Source organism: Sphingobium limneticum, assembly GCF_008710165.1.
Lineage (GTDB): Bacteria > Pseudomonadota > Alphaproteobacteria > Sphingomonadales > Sphingomonadaceae > Sphingobium > Sphingobium limneticum.
Genome location: NZ_VYQA01000002.1, coordinates 284,096 through 309,818 on the forward strand (window position 1 = coordinate 284,096; position 25,723 = coordinate 309,818).

The 25,723-nt window shown below is 58.9% G+C and carries 31 protein-coding genes; all 31 read left to right on the plus strand.

Annotated features, from left to right (window positions below; genetic code table 11):
• Positions 1-164 precede the first annotated feature (164 nt).
• The 31 genes from F4U95_RS03405 to F4U95_RS03555 all read left to right on the plus strand — a co-directional run bounded on the left by F4U95_RS03405 (position 165) and on the right by F4U95_RS03555 (position 25,716).
• Entirely contained in the window at positions 165-977 is an 813-nt protein-coding gene (locus F4U95_RS03405) for a GPO family capsid scaffolding protein (protein ID WP_246171478.1), read from the plus strand.
• Positions 978-1,034: 57 nt separating this feature from the next.
• Positions 1,035-2,117 carry a phage major capsid protein, P2 family gene (locus F4U95_RS03410; RefSeq protein ID WP_150424569.1) on the plus strand — a complete coding sequence of 361 codons (1,083 nt, stop codon included), beginning with the start codon at positions 1,035-1,037 and terminating at the stop codon, positions 2,115-2,117.
• A gap of 125 nt (positions 2,118-2,242) precedes the next feature.
• Complete coding sequence (gene gpM, locus F4U95_RS03415) at positions 2,243-2,977, plus strand: phage terminase small subunit (protein WP_246171479.1); 735 nt, start codon at positions 2,243-2,245, stop codon at positions 2,975-2,977.
• Positions 2,978-3,100: 123 nt separating this feature from the next.
• Entirely contained in the window at positions 3,101-3,358 is a 258-nt protein-coding gene (locus F4U95_RS03420) for a hypothetical protein (protein ID WP_150424571.1), read from the plus strand.
• On the plus strand, positions 3,355-3,837 hold the full coding sequence (locus F4U95_RS03425) for a head completion/stabilization protein (protein ID WP_150424572.1): 483 nt from the start codon (positions 3,355-3,357) through the stop codon (positions 3,835-3,837). The genes F4U95_RS03420 and F4U95_RS03425 overlap by 4 nt, the downstream gene beginning before the upstream one ends.
• A complete protein-coding gene (locus tag F4U95_RS03430) occupies positions 3,834-4,061 on the plus strand; it encodes a tail protein X (RefSeq protein WP_343032313.1) in 228 nt (75 codons plus the stop codon). Before F4U95_RS03425 ends, F4U95_RS03430 begins: the two co-directional genes overlap by 4 nt.
• A 3-nt stretch (positions 4,062-4,064) precedes the next feature.
• Complete coding sequence (locus tag F4U95_RS03435; RefSeq protein ID WP_150424573.1) at positions 4,065-4,397, plus strand: hypothetical protein; 333 nt, start codon at positions 4,065-4,067, stop codon at positions 4,395-4,397.
• 2 nt (positions 4,398-4,399) lie between these two features.
• Positions 4,400-4,852, plus strand: coding sequence for a D-Ala-D-Ala carboxypeptidase family metallohydrolase (locus tag F4U95_RS03440; protein ID WP_150424574.1), 453 nt, complete (start codon positions 4,400-4,402; stop codon positions 4,850-4,852).
• 20 nt (positions 4,853-4,872) lie between these two features.
• Positions 4,873-5,244 carry a hypothetical protein gene (locus F4U95_RS03445; RefSeq protein ID WP_246171480.1) on the plus strand — a complete coding sequence of 124 codons (372 nt, stop codon included), beginning with the start codon at positions 4,873-4,875 and terminating at the stop codon, positions 5,242-5,244.
• A 132-nt stretch (positions 5,245-5,376) separates the two neighbouring features.
• Positions 5,377-5,859, plus strand: a complete 483-nt coding sequence (locus F4U95_RS03455) for a phage tail protein (RefSeq protein WP_150424576.1) — start codon at positions 5,377-5,379, stop codon at positions 5,857-5,859.
• Entirely contained in the window at positions 5,856-6,527 is a 672-nt protein-coding gene (locus F4U95_RS03460; RefSeq protein WP_150424577.1) for a phage virion morphogenesis protein, read from the plus strand. Before F4U95_RS03455 ends, F4U95_RS03460 begins: the two co-directional genes overlap by 4 nt.
• An 81-nt stretch (positions 6,528-6,608) precedes the next feature.
• Complete coding sequence (locus F4U95_RS03465) at positions 6,609-7,502, plus strand: baseplate assembly protein (RefSeq protein ID WP_150424578.1); 894 nt, start codon at positions 6,609-6,611, stop codon at positions 7,500-7,502.
• Positions 7,499-8,143 carry a phage tail protein I gene (locus F4U95_RS03470; RefSeq protein WP_150424579.1) on the plus strand — a complete coding sequence of 215 codons (645 nt, stop codon included), beginning with the start codon at positions 7,499-7,501 and terminating at the stop codon, positions 8,141-8,143. The genes F4U95_RS03465 and F4U95_RS03470 overlap by 4 nt, the downstream gene beginning before the upstream one ends.
• Complete coding sequence (locus tag F4U95_RS03475; protein WP_150424580.1) at positions 8,143-9,087, plus strand: hypothetical protein; 945 nt, start codon at positions 8,143-8,145, stop codon at positions 9,085-9,087. The genes F4U95_RS03470 and F4U95_RS03475 overlap by 1 nt, the downstream gene beginning before the upstream one ends.
• A gap of 19 nt (positions 9,088-9,106) precedes the next feature.
• Positions 9,107-9,643, plus strand: coding sequence for a hypothetical protein (locus F4U95_RS03480; protein ID WP_150424581.1), 537 nt, complete (start codon positions 9,107-9,109; stop codon positions 9,641-9,643).
• The gene (locus F4U95_RS03485; protein ID WP_150424582.1) at positions 9,643-11,805 is read left to right on the plus strand and encodes a hypothetical protein; all 2,163 of its coding nucleotides are present in this window, start codon (positions 9,643-9,645) and stop codon (positions 11,803-11,805) included. The genes F4U95_RS03480 and F4U95_RS03485 overlap by 1 nt, the downstream gene beginning before the upstream one ends.
• 4 nt (positions 11,806-11,809) lie before the next feature.
• Positions 11,810-11,965: a hypothetical protein gene (locus tag F4U95_RS24535; protein WP_161600362.1), complete on the plus strand. Its 156-nt coding sequence runs from the start codon at positions 11,810-11,812 to the stop codon at positions 11,963-11,965.
• Positions 11,952-13,493, plus strand: a complete 1,542-nt coding sequence (locus F4U95_RS03490; RefSeq protein ID WP_150424583.1) for a glycosyl hydrolase family 28-related protein — start codon at positions 11,952-11,954, stop codon at positions 13,491-13,493. Before F4U95_RS24535 ends, F4U95_RS03490 begins: the two co-directional genes overlap by 14 nt.
• A 2-nt stretch (positions 13,494-13,495) precedes the next feature.
• Positions 13,496-13,759, plus strand: coding sequence for a hypothetical protein (locus F4U95_RS03495; protein WP_150424584.1), 264 nt, complete (start codon positions 13,496-13,498; stop codon positions 13,757-13,759).
• A 188-nt stretch (positions 13,760-13,947) separates the two neighbouring features.
• Positions 13,948-14,139 (plus strand): hypothetical protein, encoded by a 192-nt coding sequence (locus F4U95_RS03500; RefSeq protein WP_150424585.1) that lies wholly within the window; start codon positions 13,948-13,950, stop codon positions 14,137-14,139.
• A 13-nt stretch (positions 14,140-14,152) separates the two neighbouring features.
• Complete coding sequence (locus F4U95_RS03505) at positions 14,153-14,479, plus strand: hypothetical protein (RefSeq protein WP_150424586.1); 327 nt, start codon at positions 14,153-14,155, stop codon at positions 14,477-14,479.
• A 408-nt stretch (positions 14,480-14,887) separates the two neighbouring features.
• Positions 14,888-15,460, plus strand: a complete 573-nt coding sequence (locus F4U95_RS03510; RefSeq protein WP_150424587.1) for a phage baseplate assembly protein V — start codon at positions 14,888-14,890, stop codon at positions 15,458-15,460.
• Positions 15,461-15,477: 17 nt separating this feature from the next.
• Positions 15,478-15,810: a GPW/gp25 family protein gene (locus tag F4U95_RS03515; protein ID WP_343032314.1), complete on the plus strand. Its 333-nt coding sequence runs from the start codon at positions 15,478-15,480 to the stop codon at positions 15,808-15,810.
• Positions 15,811-15,824: 14 nt separating this feature from the next.
• Positions 15,825-17,000 carry a phage tail sheath subtilisin-like domain-containing protein gene (locus F4U95_RS03520; RefSeq protein ID WP_150424589.1) on the plus strand — a complete coding sequence of 392 codons (1,176 nt, stop codon included), beginning with the start codon at positions 15,825-15,827 and terminating at the stop codon, positions 16,998-17,000.
• Between the two features lie 42 nt (positions 17,001-17,042).
• The gene (locus tag F4U95_RS03525; protein ID WP_150424590.1) at positions 17,043-17,555 is read left to right on the plus strand and encodes a phage major tail tube protein; all 513 of its coding nucleotides are present in this window, start codon (positions 17,043-17,045) and stop codon (positions 17,553-17,555) included.
• A gap of 59 nt (positions 17,556-17,614) precedes the next feature.
• The gene (locus F4U95_RS03530; RefSeq protein ID WP_150424591.1) at positions 17,615-17,923 is read left to right on the plus strand and encodes a phage tail assembly protein; all 309 of its coding nucleotides are present in this window, start codon (positions 17,615-17,617) and stop codon (positions 17,921-17,923) included.
• Between the two features lie 8 nt (positions 17,924-17,931).
• The gene (locus tag F4U95_RS03535) at positions 17,932-18,063 is read left to right on the plus strand and encodes a GpE family phage tail protein (protein WP_150424592.1); all 132 of its coding nucleotides are present in this window, start codon (positions 17,932-17,934) and stop codon (positions 18,061-18,063) included.
• Entirely contained in the window at positions 18,063-20,489 is a 2,427-nt protein-coding gene (locus tag F4U95_RS03540; protein WP_150424593.1) for a phage tail tape measure protein, read from the plus strand. The genes F4U95_RS03535 and F4U95_RS03540 overlap by 1 nt, the downstream gene beginning before the upstream one ends.
• Positions 20,490-20,493: 4 nt before the next feature.
• The gene (locus F4U95_RS03545) at positions 20,494-20,907 is read left to right on the plus strand and encodes a phage tail protein (RefSeq protein ID WP_150424594.1); all 414 of its coding nucleotides are present in this window, start codon (positions 20,494-20,496) and stop codon (positions 20,905-20,907) included.
• A gap of 158 nt (positions 20,908-21,065) precedes the next feature.
• The gene (locus F4U95_RS03550) at positions 21,066-21,911 is read left to right on the plus strand and encodes a contractile injection system protein, VgrG/Pvc8 family (RefSeq protein WP_343032315.1); all 846 of its coding nucleotides are present in this window, start codon (positions 21,066-21,068) and stop codon (positions 21,909-21,911) included.
• Positions 21,912-22,041: 130 nt separating this feature from the next.
• Entirely contained in the window at positions 22,042-25,716 is a 3,675-nt protein-coding gene (locus tag F4U95_RS03555; RefSeq protein WP_150424596.1) for a rhamnosyltransferase WsaF family glycosyltransferase, read from the plus strand.
• Positions 25,717-25,723: the final 7 nt, after the last annotated feature.

Consider the following 25,723-nt stretch of genomic DNA (forward strand, 5'->3'; position numbering starts at 1 on the left):
CGGGGCGGACCATGGACCGCCCTTTAGCGCCTTATCATGGGCGTCCATTTGGATAGCCGCCTGTCCAAATGCAGGGGCTTGAGACTGTCGGCCCAACGGCCCCTTTCTGCGGCTTCCAAGGCCACCGCCTTCGCCGTTACGAAACCAAGGGAACCGGACCGATCATGGCAAAGACCAAATTTTTCCGCGTCGCAGTCGAAGGCGCGACCGTCGATGGCCGCGTCATCGAGCGCGAATGGCTGGAACAGATGGCGGCCAGCTATGCCCCGGCGACCTACACCGCGCGCATCAATTGCGAGCATATTGCTGGGTACAGCCCGGACAAGCCCTTCAACGCCTATGGGTCGGTGCTGTCGCTCAAGACCGAAATGGTCGAACTGACGATCAATGGCGAAAAGAAGGAACTGCTCGGCCTCTATGCCGAGATCGACGCGAACGATCAGCTGGTCGCCATCAACAAGGCTGGGCAGAAACTATTCACCAGCTGCGAAATCCACCCTAATTTCGCGGGCGCGGGCAAAGCCTATCTGGTTGGCCTGGCTGTTACCGACATGCCCGCATCGCTCGGCACCGAACCCCTGAAATTTGCGGCCATGTCGCGGCCGAACGTCTTTAGCGCCGCGCACGAAACCGCGATCGAGATCCTGCCATCGACCGATGGCGCGACCATCGCCGAAGCCGCAAAATCTGGCATCATCAGCGCGTTCGCTACCCTGTTCAAGGCACCGGATAAACCAAAGGAAGAGCCGGTTACGCCGCCTGCACCGGCAAACGACAACAGTTTCGACGTCGCCAAATTTGCCAGCATCATCGGCAGCGAGATCGCGGCGGCAGTGAAGCCGGCCAATGATGCGTTCGCCGCGCTCGGCACGCGGTTCGATGCGCTGGAAGCCAAACTGGCGAAGACGGAAGAGCCACAGAAGTTCAAGCGCGCGCCCGCGACCGGCGGCAACGGTTCCGTCCAGACCGACTGCTGATCCTTACACCACAGCCCATCCGCCTACCGCCCGCACCTATTCCGTCAGGAGCCAACCATGCGTAACGAAACCCGCCTGCTCTTCACCGCCTATGTCAGCCAGATTGCGATGCTGAGTGGCGTTGCCGATGCCACTGTCAAATTCAGCGTCGCCCCGGCTGTCGAGCAGAAGCTGGAAGAAAAAATTCAGGAGTCGAGCGAGTTCCTGAGCCAGATCAACGTGGTCGGGGTGCCGAACCAGACCGGCGAAAAGGTCGGTGTCACCGTCACGCGCCCGCTGGCTAGCCGCACAAACACCGCAGGCGGCCAGCGCCGGACCCCGGCTGACCCGACCGATACCACGGACGACGGCGGCTATACCTGCAAGCAGACTAATTTCGATCATGCGATCAAATATGCGAAACTGGACGCATGGCGTCATCGCCCCGAATTCCAGACGCTGCTGCGCGACGTGATCCTGAAACAGCAGGGTCGCGACCGCATCATGATCGGCTTTAACGGCACCTCGGCCGCCGCCGCGACCAATGTCGGCAACAATCCGCTGTTGCAGGACGTCAATGAAGGCTGGCTGCATAAGATCCGCACCCATGCGGAAGAGCGCGTTGTGGCCGACGGCGCACTGACTGCAGGCGGCACGCAGGCCATCTATGTCGCTTCGGGCGTCGAAGTGGTCGATGCCGACGCCACCAATGTCGGCACCGCACAGGCCGATTTCGCCAATCTCGACGCTCTGGCCTTCGACGCGCTGGATCTGCTCGATCCTTGGCACCGCAGCGACACCGATCTGGTGGTCATCGTGGGCTGGAAGCTGGTGAAGGATAAATATTCCAACCTCCTCCAGGCAGCGGGCGACACCGCAACCGAACATGAGGCGGCGCACCGCATCCTGACCCTGCCCAAGCAGCTGGCGGGCAAGCGCGCCGTGATCGTGCCCTTCTTCCCCGAAGACGCGATGCTCATCACCAGCCTCGATAATCTGTCGATCTATTGGCAGGAAGAAACCCGCCGTCGCCAGATCAAGGACGAACCGGCGCTCGACCAGATCGAGAATTATGAGAGCGTCAACGAAGCCTATGTCGTCGAAGACTATGGCCGCTGCGCCCTCATTGAAAATGTCGTGATGGGCAAGAAACCGGTTTGATCGCCGGTAGCGCCCACCGCCCCCTGATCCCCTCCACCTGACAGGACACGCACATGAGCCTCGCTCGCCGTCACAGGGACCGTATCCTTGCTGCAAAAACCGTTGCGTCTGCTCCCCATGGTGGAGTGGCCGCCGCCCCCGCTGCTGCCCCTCTCCCGGCAGCGGGGGCGGTCAACGCCTCCCCGGCGGACCGCGCCGCCGCGCAGATCGCTTTGCGCTACACGCATGATCTGCGCCGCCTCAAAGAAATCCGTTCGATCGACAAGAAGATCGAGGCCAAGCGGGAAATTCTGCCGGAATATCGTAATTGGGTGGCCGGGATCCTCACGGCCGATGCGGGCGTCGGCACCAGCGTTGCCGCCGAAGTGCTGCCGACCTGCATGGTCTGGCTAATCGACACCGGCGCTTATGCCGAAGCGCTCGACCTCGTGCCGTTCATGTTCAAGCATCGCGTCGATATGCCGTCGCGCTATCAGCGTGACGCGGCGACGATCGTCGTGGAAGAAATCGCGACCGCCGCGCTCAAGGCGCAGGGCGCGGGCGCATCCTTCCCGATTGCCATTCTCGATCGCGTCGCCGATCTGACCAGCCACCTCGACATCCATGATGAAGTGCGCGCCAAGCTATTGAAGGCGATCGGCGTCGAGCAGCTGCAAGAGGCGGAGGATCTTCCCGCCGATGTCGGCATGGCCGCATTGGCGGCAGCGGTGTCCACCCTGAATGAGGCGCAGCGTCTCCATGAACGGGTCGGCGTCAAAGACCGGATCAAGCGCGGCCTCAAGCTGATGGCGGCCATCACCGCCGCCCGCGAAAAGGCCATTGCAGAACAGAATGACGGACAGGGCGGCCCCGCCGCCTGACAAGCTCGCCCCCGGCGCTCAGGGGCGGATCGCGCGATGCGGGAAGGCCTTCGGGCCGCAGGGCCGCACTCTCCCCGATCCTCACCCCTGTAAGCCGGTGGGACGGTGCCAAGGATCACACTGATGCAAAGCCTCATCACCGCCATTGTTCTTGCTGCGATAGTGTTCGCCGTCGTGATTGATGCCCGCGCCCTCGTGGCGGACTTGATTGCCTTTCATCGTTGCTTGTCGCCCAACCTTCCCGCGTCGATCCGTCGCCTGCTGTGGCAGCAATATGCCTGGATAGGCTTCCCGATCGGAAAGGCACTGGCCCTTCTCCTTTGGCTGGCGCTCGCCTTCCTGCTCACCTGTCAGATGGCACGTCTGGTGATGGCGGCATGAGTTTCGTCGCCCGCCCGCCCGCATCCGAAATCGAACAGCCCCCGGCAGAAGAAGCCGACGTCATCAACGACGGCTTTTTCCCGAACATCGACCCGGCGGCGGTGCGTGAAGCGGCGCGGATCCCGACCAGCATTACGCCTGCGCGCCTGCGCGCCGCCATCCTTGGCGCGATGATGACGGTGGAAATCGATCTGCGCGCATTCGCCGCGGCCTCGATCGCCGCCGGTCATGTGTCGCTGGCCGCCGTGCCCGCCGCCCAGCTGGACGGCCAGAGCGTGCAGCTGATCCGCTACAATCGCGCCGTCGCTCTTTATGCAAAGGCCGAACTGATCGACCGCCACCGCGATTTCGATACCACGGCGGCGGGCGGCAGTCAGGCTGACGAGCTCACCCCGACCATCGGCGAACTGCGCCGGGACGCGCAACATGCCGTTCGCGACATATTGGGCCAGAACCGCACCTGCGTGGATTTGATATGATGGCGGCGCAGCAGCGCCTCGTAGCCCGCTCCGGGGACAAGCTGGATCAGCTGCTGTGGCGTGACGCCGGGCTTGGCCCCGGCGAGATTTCGCGCGTTTGCGACGCCAATCCCGGCCTTGCGGATCTTGGCCCCATTCTCCCGCTCGGCACCGTCGTCACCGTGCCTGCCACCGCCGACACCGGCGCGCCCCGCGCGCTTCCCCTTATCCAGCTTTGGGATTGATCCATGGACCTGCGCACCTTCCTCGAAACGGCGGCCGATGTGGTCGGCTCGCTGACCCCGTCGCTGATCGGCTCGGCCGTGGCGCAGGCGTGGAAGCCTGCCTTGTCTTTCCGCCAGCGCTTCCTGCAGTGGGTGGTCGGCTCGACCGTCAGCTATTACGCGACGATCGCCGTCATCGCCGTAACGGGATGGAGCCACTTCGCCGCGCAGTCGATCGCCTTCGCCGTCGCACTTCTGGCCTTCGACGCCACACCCCGCATCGCCAAGGCCGCGATCGACACGCTGACCAGCGTGCCGGGCCGCATCGCCGACCGCTTCCTCCCGAAGAAGGACTGACCATGCAGCTGTCCCCCAATTTTAGCCTGGCCGAATTCACCGCTTCCGCGACCGCCGTTGCCCAGCGTATCGATAACACGCCCAGCGCGGCGCAGATCGTGGCGATGAAGCTGCTCTGCACCAAGGTGCTGGAACCGCTACGCGCCCATTTCGGCAAGCCAATCCATGTAACGTCCGGTTTCCGGTCGCCCAAGCTGTGTGTCGCCATCGGCTCGGCCGTCACCAGCCAGCACGCCAAGGGCGAGGCCGCCGACTTCGAAATTCCTGGCATCGACAATGTGACGGTTGCCACCTTCATCCGCGATCGTTTGCCTTTCGACCAGCTGATTCTTGAAAACTATGTGCGCGGCCAGCCCAACAGTGGGTGGATCCACGTCAGCTATCGCGATGGCCGACTGCGCAAGGATGTGCTGACCTATTCGCGCCGGGCCTATTTCAAGGGGCTGTTGCCATGATTGGCAGATCGCACCTCGTCATGGCCGCCGCGCTGGCCGCCTGCGCCGCAGGAATAGGCGGCTTCCTCTATGGAATCGGCGTCGGCGTCGCACAGGAACAGGCGGCGCAAAAACGAGCCGACGATGCGCGCGATGCTGCCACCAAAAAACTACAGGAGCAGATGGATGCGTCCAGCGAGCGTCACCAGACCAAGGAATATGCCCGACAATCCGACGTCAGGGAGATCTACCATGAAAGCCAGAAAATCGTTGATCGCCCGGTCTATCGCAATGTCTGCGTTGATGCTGACGGCGTCGGCCTGCTCGACCGCGCCGCCACCACGGCCAACAGCGATGATCTCTGGGGCATATCTGGCGACACCCGCCCGATTGCCGACCGTCCAACGGACTGACGCGGGTACCATGACCGGCGCACAATGCATGGGAAGCCTGACGGCCCTCTATGACGTAGCCGGGCAGATCCGCGCCACCCTGATCGAATTGCAGGCGCAGGCCCGCATGGCGAACGCGCAAGGGAACTGACGATGCGCAAGGCCGACAGCCTGCGGCAGTGGCTCACCGCCTTCCTGCCGGATCTGAAAACCCATCCCGACCGCCTCCACATATGGGTGGAAGGTGGCCAGATAGGTACGCGCAAATCGCGCACGCTGTCATTTGCCTATGCCTATACGCTCAAGGTCGGGATCTGGGAATTTGCCGGGGACGCTGACACGATCATGGTGCCGATGCTCGCGTGGATCGAAAAAGAACAGCCCCAGCTGCTGCACCGCTCCGATTCCCAGCCCTTTGGCTTTGAAGCCGAACTGCTCGACAGCGAGGCGTCGGACATCGTGATTTCGATCGAACTGACCGAACCCGTCTTGGTCCTGCCCCGCGAAGATGGCAGTGGGTACGACGTCCAGCATCCGCTGGAGCCTGACTATTCAGGTGGCTTCGGCGATGGCGGCGCGACATTCACGGAGGTTCTGGCGGGCGCGGACGCTGTCTTCCCGGATCCGGGTTCGTGACGGACGATCTGGCCGAAGTCGAACGGATCGCCGGGGCGCTTCTGCGCAGCCTGTCGTCAGGCCAGCGCCGCACCCTCATGCGCCGCATGGCCCGCAGCTTGGCCCAGAGCCAGCGCGACCGCGTCGCCGCCCAGCGCCAGCCCGATGGCAGCAAATTTGAAGCCCGCAAGGAAAAAGCCCCGCCGGTGACGGGCCGTGGCGCAACATGCTTCCTATATCCTGCCGGTGGCGGCGGCGAACCGCGCAAGGTCATCATGAAAAGCTTCGCCTGGGGCAATGGCCGCATGATGACCGGCTTCGATATCGAGGCAGGTGCGATCCGCTCCTTTGAATTCGACAAGGTGGTCAAATGGCTTCCGGTGCCGGACGAACATAAAAATGCGGGCGGCGGGAAGCTGCGCCGCCGGGGTGGTCTGCGCCGCCGCGCCATGTTTCGCCGCTTGGCAAGCGCACGGTTGCTGCGCACCGGTGCCGACGATCGGGGGTTCTGGGTCGGTTTTTCTGGTAAGCTCTCGCAGATCGCGGGCGTTCACCAATATGGCCTGCGCGACAAGCCATCCCTGCGGGCAAAGGCGGTATCATATGCCCGTCGAGAACTGCTGGGCGCGACGACTTCAGACAGCGATCGTCTGCTGGATCTGCTCTACACGCACATTGCCGAAGTCTGACGCGCCCGCTGCATTTGGATAGCTGCCTGTCCAAGTGCAGGGGCATGGCGCACACCCATGGCTTGCCGCGACATGGCCTGTATGAGCGAAGCCACCCTAACCGCCGTCGATCTGTCGCGCCTTCCTGCGCCTGACATTATCGAGGCTCTTGATTTTGAAACGATCCTTGCCGACGCTGTGGCGCGGATGCAGGCGCTCATGCCGACATTCGAAAATCGCGACAGCGATCCGGCGGCAAAGCTGCTGCAACTTTTCTCCTACGCCGCGCAATTGCTGCGTCAGCGCGTGAATGATGCGGTCCGCGCCGTGATGCCCGCATATGCTGTAGGTGGCGACCTGGACAATATCGCAGCCCTTTTTGGTATTGTCCGTTTCACCATCACCCCCGCGAACGATCCGTTGGGGATCCCGGCTGTCATGGAGAGTGACGAGGATTTCCGTCGTCGCATGGTGCTTGCACCCGAAGGCTTCTCGGTTGCCGGTCCAGAGGGCGCGTATATATCCCATGCCTTGTCGGCGTCGGCCGATGTGCTGGACGCCAGTGCGACCAGTTCCAATCCCGGCGAGGTAATGATTTCCGTCCTGTCGCGCACGGGGTCTGGGGCGGCATCACCAGCCTTAATCGAAGCGGTCCGTCTCTTTGCGTCGGATGAAACACGCCGCCCGCTTACGGATAAGGTGGTCGTGCAGTCCGCTGAAATCATCGAATATGCAGTGTCGGCGACGATTACGACATTCAGCGGTCCAGATGCCATGGTTGTCCTTGAATCGGCCCGCGCCGGTCTGGCCCAATATGTCGCCTCCAGCCATAAGCTAGGCCGCGATATTACGCGGTCGGGCATCTTCGCAGCGCTTCACGTCCCCGGCGCGCAAAATGTTATTCTCGCCTCTCCCGCTGACGACATCATCCTGTCGCGTACACAAGCGCCCTACTGCATTGGAATGACGGTGACGCTCACAGGGATGAGCGAATGACCTATCCGACGCTCCTCCCCCCATCCTCTACCGAACTGGAAAAGGCGCTCGAACAGGTCGCCTTTGGCTTGACCGATCTTGCCACACCTGTCCGCGATATCTGGTCACCTACCACATGCCCAATCGCCCTGCTACCGTGGCTTGCATGGGGTCTGTCAGTAGATGTGTGGGATTCGAACTGGACAGAGGCTACGAAAAGGGCCGCCGTTGCCGATGCGATCGCGTTCCAACGGCGTAAGGGTACGCCTGCTTCCCTGCGCACGGTGCTCGACCGTTTTGACCCACTCATTGGCCTAGTCGAATGGTTCGAGGATCGCGACGCGCTAGATCCTTACACCTTCCGCCTGGAATTGCCGCTGCTCTCGCAAAGCGATGTCGTCTACGACGAAAAGCTGGTCGAACAGATCTTGCGCGACATTGCACAGGTCAAACCCGTTCGCGCCCACATGCAGGCGGTCTTTCGCCTGAAGGCTGACGCCGAAGCATGGCTGCTCTCAGCCGCGCAATTGCTGGGTCTTGACCGCATGGAGGCGCAGGCGGACCGCGCATCGGCTCTCGATCCAGAGTGGCTCAATTACCTCACGACCGAGGAAGGCGAACCGCTGCTCGCCGAAGCCGGTCAGTTCATGGAAGTCCAATAATGGCCATTCAGCTGCTCATCACCCGTGGCGGCCTCGACGCGCTCGTCAATGCAGAGGACGGCGAAACCGAGAATGTGAAGGTCGTTTCCGTTGGCCTGAGCAATCGTCATTTCACGATGGCACCGACAATCGAGGTGTTGCCCGACGAATTTAAGCGCCTGACCAGCATTTCCGGCAAGGCGTCTAGCCCGACAATCATTCACATGACCGCCCATGATGTTTCGGCTGACATCTACGATCTGCGCGGCTTGGGCCTGTATCTGGAGGATGGCACGCTGTTCGCCGTCTACAGTCAGGCTGACCCGATTTTTCGGAAAGTCTCGATCGCCTCGTTCATGCTCGCCCTCGACATCGCGTTCGCCAATGCAGGTGCTGACGAAATCGTCTTTGACGATTCGACCTTTCTTTGGCCGCCCGCTACCGAAGAGACGCGCGGCATCGCGAAAATCGCGACACAGCTGCAAGTCGATGCAGGCACGGATGACACCGCCTTTGTCACCGCCTTGAAATTGGCCGCCCGTCTTGCGCCAATCATCGAGCAGTTGGGCCAAGAGGCGGATACGCGCGGCGCTGCGGATGATCAGCTGCGCGAAGATCAGGAGGCCATCACCGAACGTCTCGACGGGACGGAGTTCGCATTGGCCCCCAGCGGCAATTTTTCTGGTCAAGGCCATATGGACTGGCCCGTGGGGGGCCGCAAATTTCGGATTTGCTGGGGCAAAACGAACGTCGCTGGCAAGACCGCGACGACAGACATCTACGACGCGCCGTTTTCGGAGTGCTTCGGCGTCTTTCAGGGCGGTGGGACAGCCGATGTCAATTCGACAGAGGCTTTGCGCGCGTACCCCGGCAGCGGGGCGCAGGTGCTGACGCACGTCAATCTCACCAACGGAACGCAAGGTCTGCTGACCATTCATTGGTTTGCGATCGGCATGGCCGCCTGATGCCTCGCGAGGAAAACGCATGAGCAAGATTTCCGATCTGCCCGAAGCAACCCCAACCGGGGCGGAACGCATCGTGATGGTCCAGCACGGGCGCACGGTCGGCGCGCCTCTTAATGGCGTTATGAGCGCTCTTGCCGAACCCTTTGTCGATGCAGCGCAGGACAGCGCCACGCGCGCTGAACTGGCCGCGCTCGCCGCCCTCCTGTCAAAGCCATTGTTCGATACGATCGCGCTGGGCGAAGCTGCAACGGTTGCAGGCGACATTTTCAGTGTGCGCGCGGGTGGCGAGGATTTTGCGACCCTTTATCGCCGGACGCCGCCCGGTTCAGATTTGCTGGGCAGCTATCCGTCATCGCTGGCTGTAGCGATGCGTGTCCGTTTGGCCGATCTGCAATCAGGGGACGTGGCAAAGGGGGCCGGAATGGTCGGCTTCGATCTCGACGCAGATTATGCCGAAGGCACCGTCGGGGCTGCGCTGAAGCGCTATAGCGACATGTTCGATGACGGGCTGTGGGATGCGACGGCCCGAATCGAAGACGATGGAGCGTGGGGCTGATGAAGCGACGCGCTGTTCCCAAAGATGAAACCGGTGCTTCGGCGTCGATCATGCTCGCCCCCGGCGAAGTCCTGCATGATAAAACGCGCGGCTTCGTGGCGGGCGACGGCGAAGCGATTGGCGGCGACGTCCTTCTCCGCGAAAAACTCGCACCTGTTTCGATCCTGAAGAAGTTGCCTCGCATCCGCTGGGACGAACTGCTGAATCGCACGATTTCGCCCAGCGTAGATCTGACAGGCTATCTTCAGGAAGCGCTGGATGAGTTTGCGGGGCAGACGATCGCGATCCCACCGATGTCGCTTTTCATCCGCAAGACGATGATGGTGCGGGCCGGGACGAAACTGCTGATCGATCCCGGCTGCGTCCTGCGTACCAACACCGCAGCCTGGATCGACAGTGGGATCGAGGAGACGCTGAACGGCGAAACGCGTCCTGACGTCGGCTTCCTCATCGCCAATGCGAACTGGGATGCGGACGAGATATTGGACAGCAGCATCCAGATCGTCGGCGGCAAGTACATCCGGGACGATGCAGGCGCAGGCAATCAGGGTCACGCGATCCTGATGCGCGGCGTGCGCGGCGTGCTGGTCGATAATGTCAGCGTGGAAAATGGCTGGAACGCTACCGCGTTTCTGGCGTGCAGGGACACGATCGTCACCAACAGCTATGCGCATAACGTCCGCAATTGCGGATTCGACGCATGGGAAGGCGCGGGCAACGTCAAGGTCGACAAGGTCACCGTGCGCAACGATCCGGGCAAAGAAATCGCCCAGGGCATTCAGGTCAGCGGCATGGCAACCGATGGCGGCGAGGGTGACAGCTTCGCGTTTCAGGTTACCAACGCTACCCTGATCGGCATCCGATCGCCAGAGGGCTATGCGTCCGCGATCATCGCCAATGCGATCGGCCTCGGATCATCGGTGCGTGGCGGGGTCATCTCCGGCAATGTGGTGGACGACGCAGACAACGGCCTGGTGGTGCAGGGTGATGTCTCCGCCATCACCGGCGACGGTAATGTCCTTCGGGGTGTCTCCAAAGCCCCTGTTCTGGTTATCCCGGACCTGTCCGGCCTGCCGTCCAACATCTCGATCGACGCAATGCTGGTGAACTGTAGCAGCGACAATGCCTTGGGGGCCATCCACGGCAACCGCAACGATGTGCGTATCCGTCTCGTCGGCAGCAATCCTGCAACCCGCACCGTTCGCTTCGAAGGCACCGCGACGAATTGCAGGGCGATCATTCGCGGCCCGGTCAATGAAAACGTGCCGGTGCAGGATGACAACCCGGCTGGAAAAAACTCGGCCACCTGGGACGATGTGGATGAAAGCATCGTTTTTACAAGAGGGTCCGGCGATCCTGACGCATTCACCCATGGCTGGACGTTTCGGCAGCTTTTGCAGGAAGGCGCGACGGGCCATTTTGAAGGGCTGCATATCGTCTGTGACGCACGGGCACATGGCAAGGTCGGCCAGTTCATCGTCGGCATTCAGGGTATGGGCCGGACGGATGCATCTGGCAATGTCTTCGGTGCCGGGGGCTATGCGCAGGTCGGCGTAACGGGTCTCGCCTCGGCAGAGGTTGTTGGTGGCGAGTTCAATGTTGATGTCCGCGCCCCGATCGTGCTGCGCAAGGTCGGAGTGCAGTCTGTCGATGTTCGGACGTCAGTCGGATCTGGATCGGCGATCGATGCGGCTTTTTGGTCAGCGCGTCAGGTCGGTGGCGCCGGGTTCCTGAATGGACTGCAGTTCGGGATCGGCCCGGACAATGAATTTGCTCTCAAAAACGGCACACATAACGCACTGATCTCGGTCAAAGGCGGGTCGGGTGTGTCAATCGGCTATGCGCTCGATGCCAACGATATCACCTTCGTCCAGTCTGCGATCGGCCTGCGCGCTCAGGCGCTGGGGCATGGGATCGGTTGGGGTCTTGGATCAAATGACAATCGTGACGGCGGCGAAATCCGGTCAGATGCCAGCGAGCCTGCGGGCAAGGTCATTTTCACCAACGGCGGTCTCGTCGTTCAAAATGGCAATGGTGCCAACGCATTCGGGGTCACCGACGAAGACGCTAACCCTGTCGCCATTGTGGTCAACGGCTCGCTGAAAACTGTGCGGGCCGCCAACTCGCCGCCCCCCGGTGCATTCATCCTCTACGTGGACTGATGACATGAACGAAATAGAGCAGATTTTGGCACAGCAAATCGGTTCGATGGTTATCGATCTCGCGCGTGCGCAGGCTGGTGCAGCCAAAAAAGACGCGCAGATACAGGAATTGGAAAAGGCGCTGTCGGCTTTAGGGGAGAAAACCGATGGCAAGGCGTAAACTCGCCCGCGCATTTTTGAGCGCGGTGGCACTGTTCATCTTCCCCGACGCTGAGGTCATGTTTGACCAGACGATTGGCGTGATCCGTATGGGTGCGGAGGCAAAGGCTGGCGGCCACATACTGATGCGCGAAACCGACTATGCGGTGAACGTTCGATATTTCGGCGCGAAGGGCGATGGCATAACCGATGACGCCGATGCGATCCAGGCGGCCGACGACTATGCGACATCGGAAGGGCGCGCGCTCTATTTCCCCAAAGGAAAATATGCGGTTCGGCCGAACGGCGTTTTCCGCGGCGGTTGCCCATGGGAGGGTCAGGGCAAAAATGTCTCGGTGATCTGCCCGCTTCAGAACGTGACGTTCCCCAACCTGTCAGGTCTTGTCTCGTGCCAGAACAAAGAAGGTTGCTCGACCAGCAGCATGGGATTTGATCTGACCGGCGGCATCTATCCGTTCGGCACCGGCAACCCCGGAAACATCTACTGGGCAATATCTTTCCAGCTGTGCGAGGATTGGGAATTCACCGACTGCAAGATCCGCGGTATCGGTGCGCAGCGTATCGGCTTGGCGGTCGATGGCGGCACCGGCTTCAAGATCGAGCGTAATCGCTTTTTCGCTGCCCCCAGCCCGCGCTACAATCAGGCGTGTAACATCAGTTTCGCCAGCGGCCTCCCGACCAGTTACAGCTTCAGTGAGAATATCCTGCGCGGCAGCGGTTTTCTCAGCAATGGCGCTGCGGGGGTGCATTATAAAAATGATGTGGCAAACTGGCAGTTTGGTGGCGGCCTAACCTTCGGTCCCAATGTCGGCTGTGAGAATCACATCATCGACAGCTGCCGTGCGGTGGGCGGTAACGGTATCGATATCAACGCGGTGCATCCGGCGGGCTTCGAGATTTGGGCACCGCTCAGCAAAGTTACGAACTGCTACTCGGCCTACAATGCCGGATCGGGTTTCGGCGGCGGAGGCTTCGGAATTCGCGGCGAGAAAAACACGGCGCTGAACAACGGCCAGATTTCAGGTTATGGCGTCGAGCTGGTGTCGATCGTCCATGACGGCGTCAGCTATGCCAGTTCGCAGAGTGTCTGGACCGACAACACATTGGCCGACACCCAGGCGACGCCGACCCAGAAATACGGCTATGCTGAATTCATCGTCGGCGGCCCAGCCATGGTTGCCATCGATATCCACACCAACAAGGTGTTCGGCAACAAAAATGGGAACTACCTCTTCACGCCGGGCCAGCGATCGTTTCGCGGGCCAAGGCTTGTCGCATCGGCGTCATCGACCATCGGTGCGCTTGCGGCCGGTGCTGTCGGATCCCAGGTGGTTACGGTCGCGGGCGCGCGTCCTGTCGACAATGTAACCGTCAATTTCAGCGGCGTGGCGGCAGGCTTCACGATCACCGGCAATTGTGATGGCGACAACAACGTCGTCGTCCGAGTGCGCAACGATGGCGGGGGAACGCTTCCCGCCGGCTCATTCTCGATCGCCGTCGAAAAGACCCCCAACAGTTCGGGATATTAAGCATGTTCAATGTTCGCTACTTCGCTCCAGACGGTACGGAAACCCCGATGGCGGCGCAAAGCTATGAGGTCATTAAAAAGAAGACCAAAGTAACCGTTCGGGTCTGGGACACGATCATGAAGGACGATCGAGCGCCAATAGCCGAATGGACCGGGACAGAGCGGGACGGCAGCGCGCCGGGCGATGCCGTCGTGCTGATCGCCAATCGGTTCGGGACGCCGCTCGAAACGGTGTACATGGAACAGACGAAATATTTGCACATGTAACCCCGCAATGTATCCTCTTCTGCAACATGATTCGCGGCACAATCGGTTGAGGGGCGGTGAGCAACAAATATTTACCGCGTATTGGTAGCGCGTTATACACTGTGTCCAATGCTATCTGGACAATTTGTAACTCGAGCATCGGATTGATAAACCTACCGCAAGATGCCCATGATGCTTGGAGAACAGTCATGAACGTACCACTGGCTTTGCCGCTGATGCTGACATTGTTAGGTTTCTTACTCCTTGCGTGGTCGTTCTGGCCGCGAAAACAGCATGATGCGCCGACTGAAGTGCCTTCTCAATCTGGTTCGCCTAGCTCCCCAGCGGGGACGTTTAATCAAAGCCATAGCGGCGGCGGTGACAACCGCATGCATTTTTAAGAGGAGGGGGGGTATGGATAGACCGATATTTAATCAAAACCACAGTGGGAGTGGCAACAATGTTGTCAATATTGGTCGGCAGAGATTTGAGGTTACCGCTACGATATTAAATGAAATTCTTAGATCACTTAAAGATAATGGGTTTCATCATGCAACTTTCGCCTCGATAGGAGGCGATGCTTCAGACCGCGCAGTTTCGGCAATCAGAGAGTTTTTGGCGCGAAATGGAGTGACGTCGGATTTGACAGTGCGTGCGGGGATAGCAATGATCTCCGGTCACCAACAATTAGGTCCAGTCGAGATCAACGGTAGCCATGTGAGTGTGAATGCATCCCTTTGAAATTTCGCGCTGTCATCCATCGCGCGGCAGCTGGTCTTCGTGCAATGTTGTCTGAGAAGAGGGACTATAGAGTTGGAGCGAACCATGGCGCAGCTTCGGCTGCAGTCCGCTCCACCGCTGATCAGTCGTCCGGGTTTTCCAGCACCTGAAGAGGGCTGCCTGCAGAACTTTCGATATCACCCGCCAGCAGCAATAAAATGCTCTCCACTGCGGTACTGCCCCGGCAATTACATCATACGTCCTCCAACGTTCCTATTTCATTCGCGCTTCCAGGTAGTTTTTAGAGCAGCATGTCATCGGCGGTGATGACTGAGGAAGGCTCCTCGTCGCACGAATGTCTATTTGGACAGCCAGCTGTCCAAATACAGGGGCGCGAACTGTTCTGACACCCGCGTCATGGTCCGCTCCATGGCGTATTCCACAGATCCAGAACAGCAGATCGGCGACGCGATTCAATATGGCGTCGTCGCCACGGTCGATCATGGCAATGCGACCTGCACCGTCACGCTGGGCGAACTCATCACAGGCGAATTGCCATGGGTAGCCCAGCGCGCGGCGGGAACGCGCTGCTGGTCGCCGCCCTCTGTTGGCGAACAGTGTGTCGTGCTGTCCCCCGAAGGCGATCTCGAAAACGGCTTTGTCGTGCTGGGACTTTACTCCAACGCCAATCCGGCTCCGTCTAACGATCCCGACGTCGTCCAGATCGACATGCCCGATGGGGCGACCATCAGCTACAACCATGCAACCCACGCCCTTGCCGTAAGCCTGACCGCAGGTGGCACGGCAACGATCAACGCGCCCGGCGGCGCGACCATCAACGGTCCGGTCACAATTAATGGCCTGCTCACCGTCAACGATGATGTTTCGATCAGCGGCACGGCGACAGCGGGCGAGGACGTCGTAGGCGGCGGCAAAAGCCTCAAAGTCCATAAGCATAGCGGCGTGCAGGCAGGCACAGCTCAGACCGGAGCGCCAGTCTGATGGCCGGGATGTCGCGCATGTCAGGCATTGAGTTGGATGGCATAGATCATATTCGCCAGTCGGTTTCTGACATCCTTACGACGCCCATAGGCTTTCGGGTCGGCCGCCGGGATTATGGCTCGCTGCTACCAGACCTGATCGACCAACCGATGACCGCCGCGAACATCCTGCGGATCTATGCGGCGACGGCTGTCGCCATGTCCCGGCACGAAGATCGCATCCGCCTGCGCCGCGTCGGCGTCGCGGCAGGCGACCGACCCGGCTCGGCAGTCCTTACGATCATCGCGGACCGGACTGACGTCACGCCCGCCAATGCCCGCACCCGCCTCGTCCTGCCTCTCACCCTCTAGCTTAAGGAACCGTCATGGCTTTCAAACATGGTATCACCCTTATCGAAATCGCCGATGGCCCCCGTACACTAACGGCTGTGTCGACCGCGATCATCGGCTTGGTCGCGATTGCGGCCGACGCTGACGCAACTGTTTTCCCGCTCGACCGCCCGGCCCTCATCACCAATGTGGAAGCGGCGATCGGTCTCGCTGGCACGGATGGCACCCTTGCCACGTCGCTGCGCGCCATTGCCGACCACGCCCGCCCGATCATCGTCGTGGTGCGCGTGGCTGAAGGTGATGACGCAGCGGAAACCGCCAGCAATGTCATCGGCACCAGCGATGTCAACGGCCTCAAGACCGGCATGCAGGCGTTGCTGGCCGCGCAGGCGCAGCTGGGGGTCAAGCCAAAGATCCTCGGCACCCCCGGCCTCGAAACGCAGGCCGTCACTACAGCGCTGGGCGTCGTGGCGCAGAAGCTGCGCGGTTTCGCCTATGCCCGCGCGATCGGCGAGACGGTAGGTGCAGCCATCGCGTACCGCGCCCTTTTCAGCGCCCGTGAACTCATGCTTCTGATGCCCGATTTTGTCGCTTGGGACACGGCCAGCGACGCCAATGTCACCAGCTATGCCGCTGCCCGAGCCATGGGCCTGCGCGCGCTGATCGACACCCAGACCGGGCCACACAAGACGCTGTCAAACGTTCCGGTTGAGGGCGTCGTGGGCCTGACCAAGGATATCTATTGGGATATCGAGGATCAGGCCAGCGATGCGGGCTTGCTCAATGCCAAGGAGGTGACGGCTCTGATCCGCACCGACAGCGGGTTCCGCTTCTGGGGCAACCGCACGACCGCTGCACCCGACAGTCAGTTCGTGTTCGAGAGCACCGTGCGCGTGGCCCAGCTAATCGCCGACACCATCGTCAACGGGATGATGTGGGCGATCGACAAGCCGCTGACCCCGGCGCTGGCCAAGGACATCATCGAAACAATCAACGGCTTCTTCCGGCAGTTGAAGGGCGCGGGCGTCATACTTGGCGCAAATGCGTGGTTCGATGAGGCGGCCAACAGCATCGCCAACCTGAAGGCTGGCAAGCTGCGCATCGACTATGATTACACGGTCCCGCCGCCGCTGGAGGATCTGGGGTTCAACCAGCGCATCACCGACAGCTATTTCGCCGACTTCGCCAAGCAACTGGTCGAAGTCGTCTGACGCGAAGCCCATCCGACATCCCATTTTGCATAGGAGCCAGCCATGGGACTGCCCCGCATCCTCAAGAACATGAATTTCTATAACGAGGGCTTTGCCTATGGTGGCGAAGCCAAGACCGTCACGCTGCCCACCCTGACCCGCAAGATGGAAGGGTATCGCGGCGGCGGCATGAGCGGCGAAGTGCAGATCGACATGGGCATGGAGGCCATGGAACTGTCCGCATCCTTCGGCGGCCCGGTCCGCGACGTCCTGCGCCAGTGGGGCGCACCCACGATCGACGGCGTCTATCTGCGCTTCGCTGGATCCTACCAGCAGGACGATACCGCTGCGGTCGACACGATCGAGGTCATCGTGCGCGGTCGCTATTCCGAAATCGAAATGGGCGATCAGGAAGTAGGCGAACCGGGCGAGTTCGGCATCACCATGGCCGTCGCCTATTACAAGTTGGTCTGGAACGGCCGCACCGAAATCGAGATCGACCCTTTGAATATGGTCGAGATCGTCGGCGGCGTGGACCGCACCGCCCAGCAGCGCGCAGGGATTGGCATCTTCTGATCCTTCCGGCCCGGCGCGCAATGCCGGGCCTTTCCCCCTCCTGGCATTTGGAAATCATCATGAGCGAACCCACCGATCCCCTGATCCGTACCGTCTCCCTCGACACCCCGATCCAGCGTGGCGAAACCTCGATCGCCACCCTGCAGCTGCGCAAGCCCCGGTCGGGCGAATTGCGCGGCCTGTCGCTGGTCGATCTGGGCCAGCTGAAGGTGGACGCACTGACCAAGGTGCTGCCCCGCATCACCGTGCCGCCGCTGACCGAAGCGGAAGTCGGCAATATGGAAGTGGCGGACCTTCTCGCCTGCGGTGCGGAGATCGGCAGTTTTTTGCTGCAGAAGTCGCAGCGCATGGATGTCCTCGGTCAGTAGACGACGCGATGGCGGATGTGGCGATCATCTTTCACTGGCCGCCCGCCGCCATGGACGAAATGGACCTGTCCGTACTGATGGGCTGGCGCGAACAGGCCGCCCGCCGTTCCAAGCCCCCTGAAAAAACCGGAAAGCGATAATGGCGGACAGGAATCTTCGTCTTCAGATCATCCTAGAGGCGCTGGACAAGGTCACATCGCCCCTCAAATCGATCACCGGCGCGTCATCCGGCGCGCGCCGGGATCTGGCGAAGACGCAGGCGGAACTCAAATCGCTGGATGCCCTCCAACAGCAGGTCGGGAAGTATAAAGCGGCCGAAACCCGCTTCGCTGACGACAGCCGGAAATATCAGGAAACCCAGACGCGGCTTGCCGCCCTGCGCGAACAGTTGGAGGCGACGGAAAAGCCGACCAAGAAGCTGCGCGATGAATTCGCGCGCACGGAAAAGCAGGCCGCCCAGCTGACTGCGCGAATCGACACCGGCGGCGCTGAATTGCAGCAGCTGTCCGGCAAGCTGTCGGCCGCCGGGATCGACATCGCCGAACTCGCATCTTATGAGGGGCGTCTCGCCGATCGCACGGCCGACGCCAACCACGCCCTGCGCCAGCAGACAGCCAGCCTTGAGAAAATGGACAAGGCGAACCGCAACAGTCAGAAGCTGAACGACATCAGTCAAAAGGCGACCGGCATGGGGCTGGGCATGGTCGCCGCTGGCACCGCCGCCGGTGCGCCGATCGTCATGGCGACAAAGCAGGCGATGACGCTGGAAAGCGCCATGGCCGACGTCCGCAAGGTCGTGGACTTCCCGACGCCCGAAGCGTTCAGCCAGATGTCGAACGACATCCTCGACATGAGTACGCGGATCCCGATGGCGGCCGAAGGCATCGCCCAGATCGTCGCCGCTGCCGGGCGAGCGAACGTGCCGCGCGAGGAGTTGATGCGTTTTGCCGAAGACGCGGCCAAGATGGGCGTGGCCTTCGACAGCACCGCTGAGGATGCGGGCAATAACATGGCTAAATGGCGGACTGCGTTCGGCCTGACGCAGGATGACGTCGTATCGCTGGCCGACCAGATCAACGCGCTGACCAACACTTACGGCGGTAATGTCGGCGCGGTGACCGACATGGTGACGCGCATCGGTCCGCTGGGCAAAGTCGGCGGCCTTGCGGCGGCTGAGATTGCATCCATGAGTCAGGTGTTGTCCAGCGTCGGCGTGGAATCGGAGATCGGCGCGACCGGCATCAAGAATATGATGCTGGCGCTGACGAAGGGGGAAGCGGCGACCAAATCGCAACAGGCCGCGTTCAAGGCGCTGGGCCTCGACGCCGTGCAAATGTCGAAGGACATGCAGACGGACGCGGGCGGCGCGATCACCAATGTCCTCGAACGGATCCAGAAGCTGCCGAAGGAAGCACAGGCCGGGCTGCTGACCGAACTGTTCGGTTCCGAAAGCGTGGCGGCTATCGCACCTATGCTGACCAGCCTCGATCAGCTCAAAACCAATTTCGATATGGTCGGCGACCGCAGCAAATATGCCGGTTCGATGAACAAGGAATTTCTGTCTGCCATCGCCACCAGCGAAGGCGCTGTTGGCCTTGCGACCAACGGCCTGTCGGCGCTCAATATCACCATGGGGCAGTTTCTGTTGCCCACCGTCGTCAAGGTGTCGGGCTACATCAGTTCAGCAACCAAGACGATGCGCGCGTGGGCGCAGGAACACCCGCTGCTGGCCAAGGGCATCATGATCTTCATGGGGGCCGGGGCGGCGCTCCTGATCCTGCTGGGCGGCCTTGCGCTGGCGTTTGCAGCCCTCACTGCCGCTGCTGCGCCTTTGGGCATCGCTTTGGGGCCGTTGCTGTTGATCGTAGCGGCCATCGCCGCCGTCGCCGCTGCCGCCTATCTGATCTACGATAATTGGGGCGCTATCTCCGCATGGTTCGGTGGCCTGTGGGAAGGCATCAAGGCGATGGTCAGCGGGGCGATCAGCTTCCTGATCGACGCCTTCATGACCTTCACCCCGCTTGGCCTCCTGATCGAGGCGTTCGCGCCAGCGCTGGGCTACCTGCGTAATCTCGACTTCGCTGGTTTCGGCCGCAACCTGATTGACGGCTTGATCAGGGGCATCACCAGCAGGCTGGCCGCGCTCAAATCCACAATCGTGAACGCGGCCAGTTCGGTTGCGAATTGGTTCAAGGAGAAGCTGGGCATTCATTCGCCATCGCGCGTCTTTGCCGGGCTGGGCGGCTTCGTCATGGCAGGGCTGGATCAAGGTCTGGCGGCCAATACATCCGGCCCTCTGTCACGCATCACGGATCTGTCAGGCCAGATGACGCGGGCTTTGAGCGTGGGCGCTATGGGAACCGCGATGGCCGCCACCGCGCCCGCTGCCGCGCAATCGCCCGGCAGATCGGCCGCCAGCGCGCCGCCGTCCGCACCCGCAACCTACAACCTCCATTTCCACGGCGTGACCGGCGACCCGCAGGACATTGAAGACGCCGTCGCGCGGGCCATCGAAAAGATCGAGCGCGAACGGCGCGGGCGTGGCTTCGGCGACAGCGGAGATTGATGCCATGCACCTGATGGCCCTCGGCATGTTCCTGTTCGAGATCGGGACGCTTGCCCATGATGAAATGCAGCGCAGGACGGACTGGCAGCATGCGCGCAGCCAACGCGTCGGCGCGCGCGATGCCACCCAATATACCGGCCCCGGCGATGAGACGATCAGCCTGTCGGGCGCGGTCTACGACGAGATTGCCGATGGGCGCGGATCGCTCGATGACCTGCGCGCCATGGCCGATGATGGCGAAGCGCTGCCTTTGCTCGACGGCGGTGGTCTCATCTACGGCAATTTCGTCATCACCGCGATTGATGAGCGCCATGCCTTGCTGATGGCCGATGGCCGCGCCCGGCGCATCGATTTCGCCATCAACCTGCTACGCGTCGATGATCCGGCGGCCCGCAATATCGTCCAGGCACCGGCATGACCGATCGGATCAGCAACATCGCCGACTGGCGCGTCACGATGGATGGCAAGGATCTGTCTGACCGCCTGCGACCGCGCCTAGTCTCCCTGTCCATTTCCGAAAAGCGGGGCGACGAAGCCGACCAGCTGGATATCGTGTTGAACGATACGGACGGGCAATTGGCCATCCCGAAGGAAGGCGCGGTCCTGCATGTGCAGCTGGGTTGGAAACAGGGGCGCGACGTCACGGTCGGCCTGATCGACAAGGGCAGCTACAAGGTGGACGATGTGGCGCACAGCGGCCCGCCAGATCAGATCACTGTTCGCGCGCGCGCGGCCGATTTCACCAGTCAAATCCGCAACCGACGTCAGCAAAGCTGGAAAAACACGACCCTGGGCGCGGTGCTGAAGGACGTGGCCGGGCGCAATGGCCTCACCTTACGCATGGCGGCCGATCTCGCGTCGATCGCGCTGCCGTCGATCAGTCAGAGCCGGGAAAGCGACCTCGCCTTCCTGCGCCGCCTGGGGCGCGAGAATGACGCGGTGGCGACCATCAAGGACAAACGACTAATCTTCGCGCGTAAGGGGGCTGGCAAGACCACCAGCGGCAAAGCGCTGCCGACTCTGACGATCCACCGCACCGACGGCGACCGACATATTTGGCAACGACAAACCCGCGACGGTCAGGAAGGTGTGAGGGCCAGTTGGCATGACAAGAAGAAAGCAAAACGCCAGACGGTGACGATCGGTAAGGCCGATGGCGCGAAAAGCTTGCGCAAAATCCATGCCGACGAGGCATCCGCCCGGCGCGCCGCCATCGCCGAACGAGAACGCATCAAGCGCGCCCCCGCCACCATTGATCTGAAACTGGCCTTGGGCCGCGCCGACGCCATCCCCGAAGCCCGCGTGAAAGTCAGCGGCTACAAGGACGTAATCGATGCGCGCACATGGTTGATCTCGGAAGCGACTCACAGGATCGATAAAACGGCAGGATTTATATCTGAACTTAAAATGGAGGCCAGCTGATCATATAACGCTCGTTCATGCTCAGCGAACAGCAAAATGGCCGCCTGCGCACAAACTTAGAGTGGCGTCGAAATGGCTCATCAGATATGACGAAAATTAACAGCAAATGTAGCCAAATTGGGAGGCCTAAATGCTTGGAGATTCAGACAAAAGTGAAAATTCCGAAAATTCACCCGAAAAAGCCAGTGTTGAATTATTGGTCAAGCAGAAAATATCAAGAAGAAATAAAAAATCAACTGCAAATAACAAGAAATTGGTATCAAAATTTACAGCAGTTGATCTCAACAATGACGATCAATTTCCAGAAAAGTTAAATATCTTGGAAAAAATCGCAGAACCTAATTTTGACGAAAATTTACCTTTAGATTCTGTCAACGTATATTCCGTAAAAGCATTAGAACCAAATGGTTGCATTGATAGATTTTATAATCATGGCTGCACCGGATGGTATTATTCGGGTGATAATTCTGTCTATAATACGATAGTCGCCAAATTGGGCAACGTTCTAATTGGATCTTCGCAAACGGCTATCTTTCGAGAAGACGTCCGAATTGCAGGATTTGGAACCGGCTTGGCTGGATTCAAAATTGACTTCCGCTTTCCCGTTCACGAAAAATTTTTGGATATTATTGAGATATACGCGGTTGATGATCGCACCGGAAAGATGGTTTTCCACCTTAAATCTGCTGCCGACTTCTCCCAGGTTCAGAGTGATTTTGAAAATCATATCAAGAAAGTCGATGGAATCATCGACTACGATTATTATTCAGAGCAATATCCAGAAATTGATGAAAGCGAATGCGCGGTCCACTATACTTGTTTTGGAAGATTTGAAGGACAAAAGCCCAATCAAATATTTGAACCGGATTTCTATGTCAAATTTTCTGAGGCGTACTATCGTCGCGAAGTAGCTCTCGAAGAGGCTTTAGTTGACTATTTGGATGTTGGCCAACGGCTGGGTGCACGGCCGCACCCCTTGTTCGATCCTGATTTCGTTTCTGAAAACAACGAAAATATATCCATTGATGCTGCGCTTCAGGAATATTTGCTGCATCCTGAAAAGGACCAAATTTCCACCAGTCGATTGATATGGAACAAATGGTACGCAAAAAGATATGATGTGAAAAAAGACATACTTTCTCACTTTATCAATACTGGCATATTGAAAGGCTTTTCCCCCAATCCCCATTTTGATTTAAATAAACTTGCCTCGTCAATTGGAAGCAATAACCAAAATTTAATGTCGGAATATGTCATAAAGGAAAGCAAAGAGAATATATCCACACACATTCTTATCGATGCAGAATATATAAATAGTCAGATCGAGGACAAAAACCTTCGGAATAATATTTTAACGACGCTTGAACATTACATAAAGTTTCACAACGAGATCAATCCACATATTCTTTTTGACAATGCGGTGTATCTGACATGTCGTGACGCATCAGATATTTCGGAAACTTTACTGTCAGATTATCTCGATCAGCCCGCACCTGGTCTGAGAACACATTCTCTTTTTTGGGATGAGCCTTATGTCGCGTGGCGCCCAGACGTCGCGGCAGCCAATTGCGCCCCATTGGAACATTATGTTCGGTCCGGTAATCGCGAGCAAGTGATTACCCACCCCCTTCTCGATCACTCGGCTATCGCGAAGCATGTCACGCCAGCACTGGGCGAGACCGTTTTGGAGGCATATTTAAAGAAATTTCTATCAGAAAATATAAGCCCCTATCATGATAGCCCCATCGACAGCAATGTCATAAAAAGAATAAACAAGTGCGCGCTTAAAATTGATGCCGGCCAAGATTTGATAAAAATTGATGATCAAGTGGGGCTTTTCGCCCATGTCTTTTATACTGATCTCTTGGCGGATATAGCGCAAGTAGCAAACAACATGCCTGCTCATGCCAAGGTCTTTATATCAACAAATACCAAGGCGAAATACAAAGAGATAGTTCATGAGTTTCCACGATTGTCGGATCGAGCCTTAGAGGTTCGTATTTCGGAGAATCGCGGGCGTGACATCGCACCCTTTCTGATTGGCTTTGCGGATAGAATTCGAGAGGTTCGTTACGGCCTACATATACATACAAAAAAGTCGCCACATTACGGAAAGGTCTTTGAGAAATGGAGGAAATATCTATTTCACGAACTCGCCGGCTCACGTGAGATCGTCAGCGGCCATATCCGTGCGCTGATGTCGCCCGAAATAGGGATGTCCGCCCCCGTGGATTTTGCGCCGCTAGAACCTCTTCTGAACTGGGGCGGCAATCGCGAGCGAGCAGGCAATCTAATCTCGGCAATGGGTGGCAGACTTTCAGAAAAAATGCCCCTTGAACTCCCGTCAGGATCGATGTTCTGGTTCGATTCAGCTGCGCTGGCTCCTTTGCTCGATCTCAATATGTCGCTTGCGCATTTTGATCCGGAGGCAGGGCAAGTCGATGGGACGTTGGCCCACGTTATTGAGCGTTCATTTTTCCACATCTGCGAACTTTCTGGGCATAGTTTCGTCAGGACGACCACCGCCAACTATGCTGAGGGATACGCGCTGACGAGCAGCGCTATGGATGCAGCGTCGCGACGCCTGCCCAGCGCATGGCGCCGGCATAATGTCCTTCACGATTATCATCCTGAGGCCCGGAATTTTGTTGCCTGCAAAACCGCTGGAGCGCCACGCCTAAACCTGCTTATCCCCACGGCCGACACTTCGGTGGGCTACGCGGGCGTATCGGAAGCCATCAGGCTTTTTGTAGGGGCACTTTCGGCTCTCGGTGAGGGCTGGAGCGGTCGCATCATCATGACCGATGTCCCGCCTAGCAATATGTTCATTCCTCCCAACGGCTTCCGTTTGGTTGAAAGCTTTGAGGAATCTGAAGCAACGAAATATAGCGTCGTAAATGGCTGCGATAAGCTGGGTGAATTTTTGACGCTCAGGCAGAAGGATTTTTTTGTTGCATCAGCTTGGTGGAATGCTTCGCAAGCATTCGATCTAATTAATCAGGCCAACAAGATATTCGGAACGGATGGTATCCACAGAAAGCTTGTCTATCTTGTGCAGGACGATGAAAGAGGTTTCAATGCTTGGTCAACCAAGTTCAAGCTTTGTGATGATACGTATAATCACCTCGATCGAACGATCGCAGTTTTTAATACACCGATTTTAGCAGAGCATTTCGCAAATCACAGAATTTCTGACGGGTCCATCGTCTATAAACCACCAATAAATCACGACCTTATGCCGTCCGATATTTTGCCATACGCGGCGCGAGACAAAACTGTTTTATTATACGCACGCCCGCACGCCGCGCGAAATAGCATCGACTTCCTCGATGCCATCGTCGATGAATGTTATCACAGCGACTATTCCTATTGGAAGGATTGGCGTTGGATCGCCATTGGCGAGGACTTCGATAAAAGCGCATTGAAGAGCGCCAGGCGCATTGATGTGCGCGGGCGAATGTCATTGGAAGATTACAAGTTGCTGCTTGCAAACGCCCGACTTGGCATTTCTTTAATGATATCGCCTCACCCAAGCTATCCTCCGCTGGAGATGGCAGCCCATGGGATGCGCGTCGTGGCAAATTCATATGAGCGCCGCGATCCCGCTGCCGTTCACTCAGGGATAACAAGCTTCAGCGAGTTCGATCCCGTATCCGTTGCAAGATTGCTTAAAAGTGTAGCAAGCCAAAGCGATGATTTGATCACAGAGCCGCTAGTAGATTGGTTCTTCGACGGAAAAACAAATGTCGGTGATGTTTTCAATAATATCGCCGCTTCCATACATCGTTGTATTGAGATGGATTGATATTATT

Excerpts from the sequence above, each read along its gene's own strand:
- F4U95_RS03405 (WP_246171478.1), top strand. The coding sequence starts at position 165 with ATGGCAAAGACCAAATTTTTCCGCGTCGCAGTCGAAGGCGCGACCGTC.
- F4U95_RS03410 (WP_150424569.1), top strand. The coding sequence starts at position 1,035 with ATGCGTAACGAAACCCGCCTGCTCTTCACCGCCTATGTCAGCCAGATT.
- F4U95_RS03420 (WP_150424571.1), top strand. The coding sequence starts at position 3,101 with ATGCAAAGCCTCATCACCGCCATTGTTCTTGCTGCGATAGTGTTCGCC.
- F4U95_RS03425 (WP_150424572.1), top strand. The coding sequence starts at position 3,355 with ATGAGTTTCGTCGCCCGCCCGCCCGCATCCGAAATCGAACAGCCCCCG.
- F4U95_RS03430 (WP_343032313.1), top strand. The coding sequence starts at position 3,834 with ATGATGGCGGCGCAGCAGCGCCTCGTAGCCCGCTCCGGGGACAAGCTG.
- F4U95_RS03435 (WP_150424573.1), top strand. The coding sequence starts at position 4,065 with ATGGACCTGCGCACCTTCCTCGAAACGGCGGCCGATGTGGTCGGCTCG.
- F4U95_RS03440 (WP_150424574.1), top strand. The coding sequence starts at position 4,400 with ATGCAGCTGTCCCCCAATTTTAGCCTGGCCGAATTCACCGCTTCCGCG.
- F4U95_RS03445 (WP_246171480.1), top strand. The coding sequence starts at position 4,873 with ATGGCCGCCGCGCTGGCCGCCTGCGCCGCAGGAATAGGCGGCTTCCTC.
- F4U95_RS03455 (WP_150424576.1), top strand. The coding sequence starts at position 5,377 with ATGCGCAAGGCCGACAGCCTGCGGCAGTGGCTCACCGCCTTCCTGCCG.
- F4U95_RS03465 (WP_150424578.1), top strand. The coding sequence starts at position 6,609 with ATGAGCGAAGCCACCCTAACCGCCGTCGATCTGTCGCGCCTTCCTGCG.
- F4U95_RS03470 (WP_150424579.1), top strand. The coding sequence starts at position 7,499 with ATGACCTATCCGACGCTCCTCCCCCCATCCTCTACCGAACTGGAAAAG.
- F4U95_RS03475 (WP_150424580.1), top strand. The coding sequence starts at position 8,143 with ATGGCCATTCAGCTGCTCATCACCCGTGGCGGCCTCGACGCGCTCGTC.
- F4U95_RS03480 (WP_150424581.1), top strand. The coding sequence starts at position 9,107 with ATGAGCAAGATTTCCGATCTGCCCGAAGCAACCCCAACCGGGGCGGAA.
- F4U95_RS03485 (WP_150424582.1), top strand. The coding sequence starts at position 9,643 with ATGAAGCGACGCGCTGTTCCCAAAGATGAAACCGGTGCTTCGGCGTCG.
- F4U95_RS24535 (WP_161600362.1), top strand. The coding sequence starts at position 11,810 with ATGAACGAAATAGAGCAGATTTTGGCACAGCAAATCGGTTCGATGGTT.
- F4U95_RS03490 (WP_150424583.1), top strand. The coding sequence starts at position 11,952 with ATGGCAAGGCGTAAACTCGCCCGCGCATTTTTGAGCGCGGTGGCACTG.
- F4U95_RS03495 (WP_150424584.1), top strand. The coding sequence starts at position 13,496 with ATGTTCAATGTTCGCTACTTCGCTCCAGACGGTACGGAAACCCCGATG.
- F4U95_RS03500 (WP_150424585.1), top strand. The coding sequence starts at position 13,948 with ATGAACGTACCACTGGCTTTGCCGCTGATGCTGACATTGTTAGGTTTC.
- F4U95_RS03505 (WP_150424586.1), top strand. The coding sequence starts at position 14,153 with ATGGATAGACCGATATTTAATCAAAACCACAGTGGGAGTGGCAACAAT.
- F4U95_RS03510 (WP_150424587.1), top strand. The coding sequence starts at position 14,888 with ATGGCGTATTCCACAGATCCAGAACAGCAGATCGGCGACGCGATTCAA.
- F4U95_RS03515 (WP_343032314.1), top strand. The coding sequence starts at position 15,478 with ATGTCAGGCATTGAGTTGGATGGCATAGATCATATTCGCCAGTCGGTT.
- F4U95_RS03520 (WP_150424589.1), top strand. The coding sequence starts at position 15,825 with ATGGCTTTCAAACATGGTATCACCCTTATCGAAATCGCCGATGGCCCC.
- F4U95_RS03525 (WP_150424590.1), top strand. The coding sequence starts at position 17,043 with ATGGGACTGCCCCGCATCCTCAAGAACATGAATTTCTATAACGAGGGC.
- F4U95_RS03530 (WP_150424591.1), top strand. The coding sequence starts at position 17,615 with ATGAGCGAACCCACCGATCCCCTGATCCGTACCGTCTCCCTCGACACC.
- F4U95_RS03535 (WP_150424592.1), top strand. The coding sequence starts at position 17,932 with ATGGCGGATGTGGCGATCATCTTTCACTGGCCGCCCGCCGCCATGGAC.
- F4U95_RS03540 (WP_150424593.1), top strand. The coding sequence starts at position 18,063 with ATGGCGGACAGGAATCTTCGTCTTCAGATCATCCTAGAGGCGCTGGAC.
- F4U95_RS03545 (WP_150424594.1), top strand. The coding sequence starts at position 20,494 with ATGCACCTGATGGCCCTCGGCATGTTCCTGTTCGAGATCGGGACGCTT.
- F4U95_RS03555 (WP_150424596.1), top strand. The coding sequence starts at position 22,042 with ATGCTTGGAGATTCAGACAAAAGTGAAAATTCCGAAAATTCACCCGAA.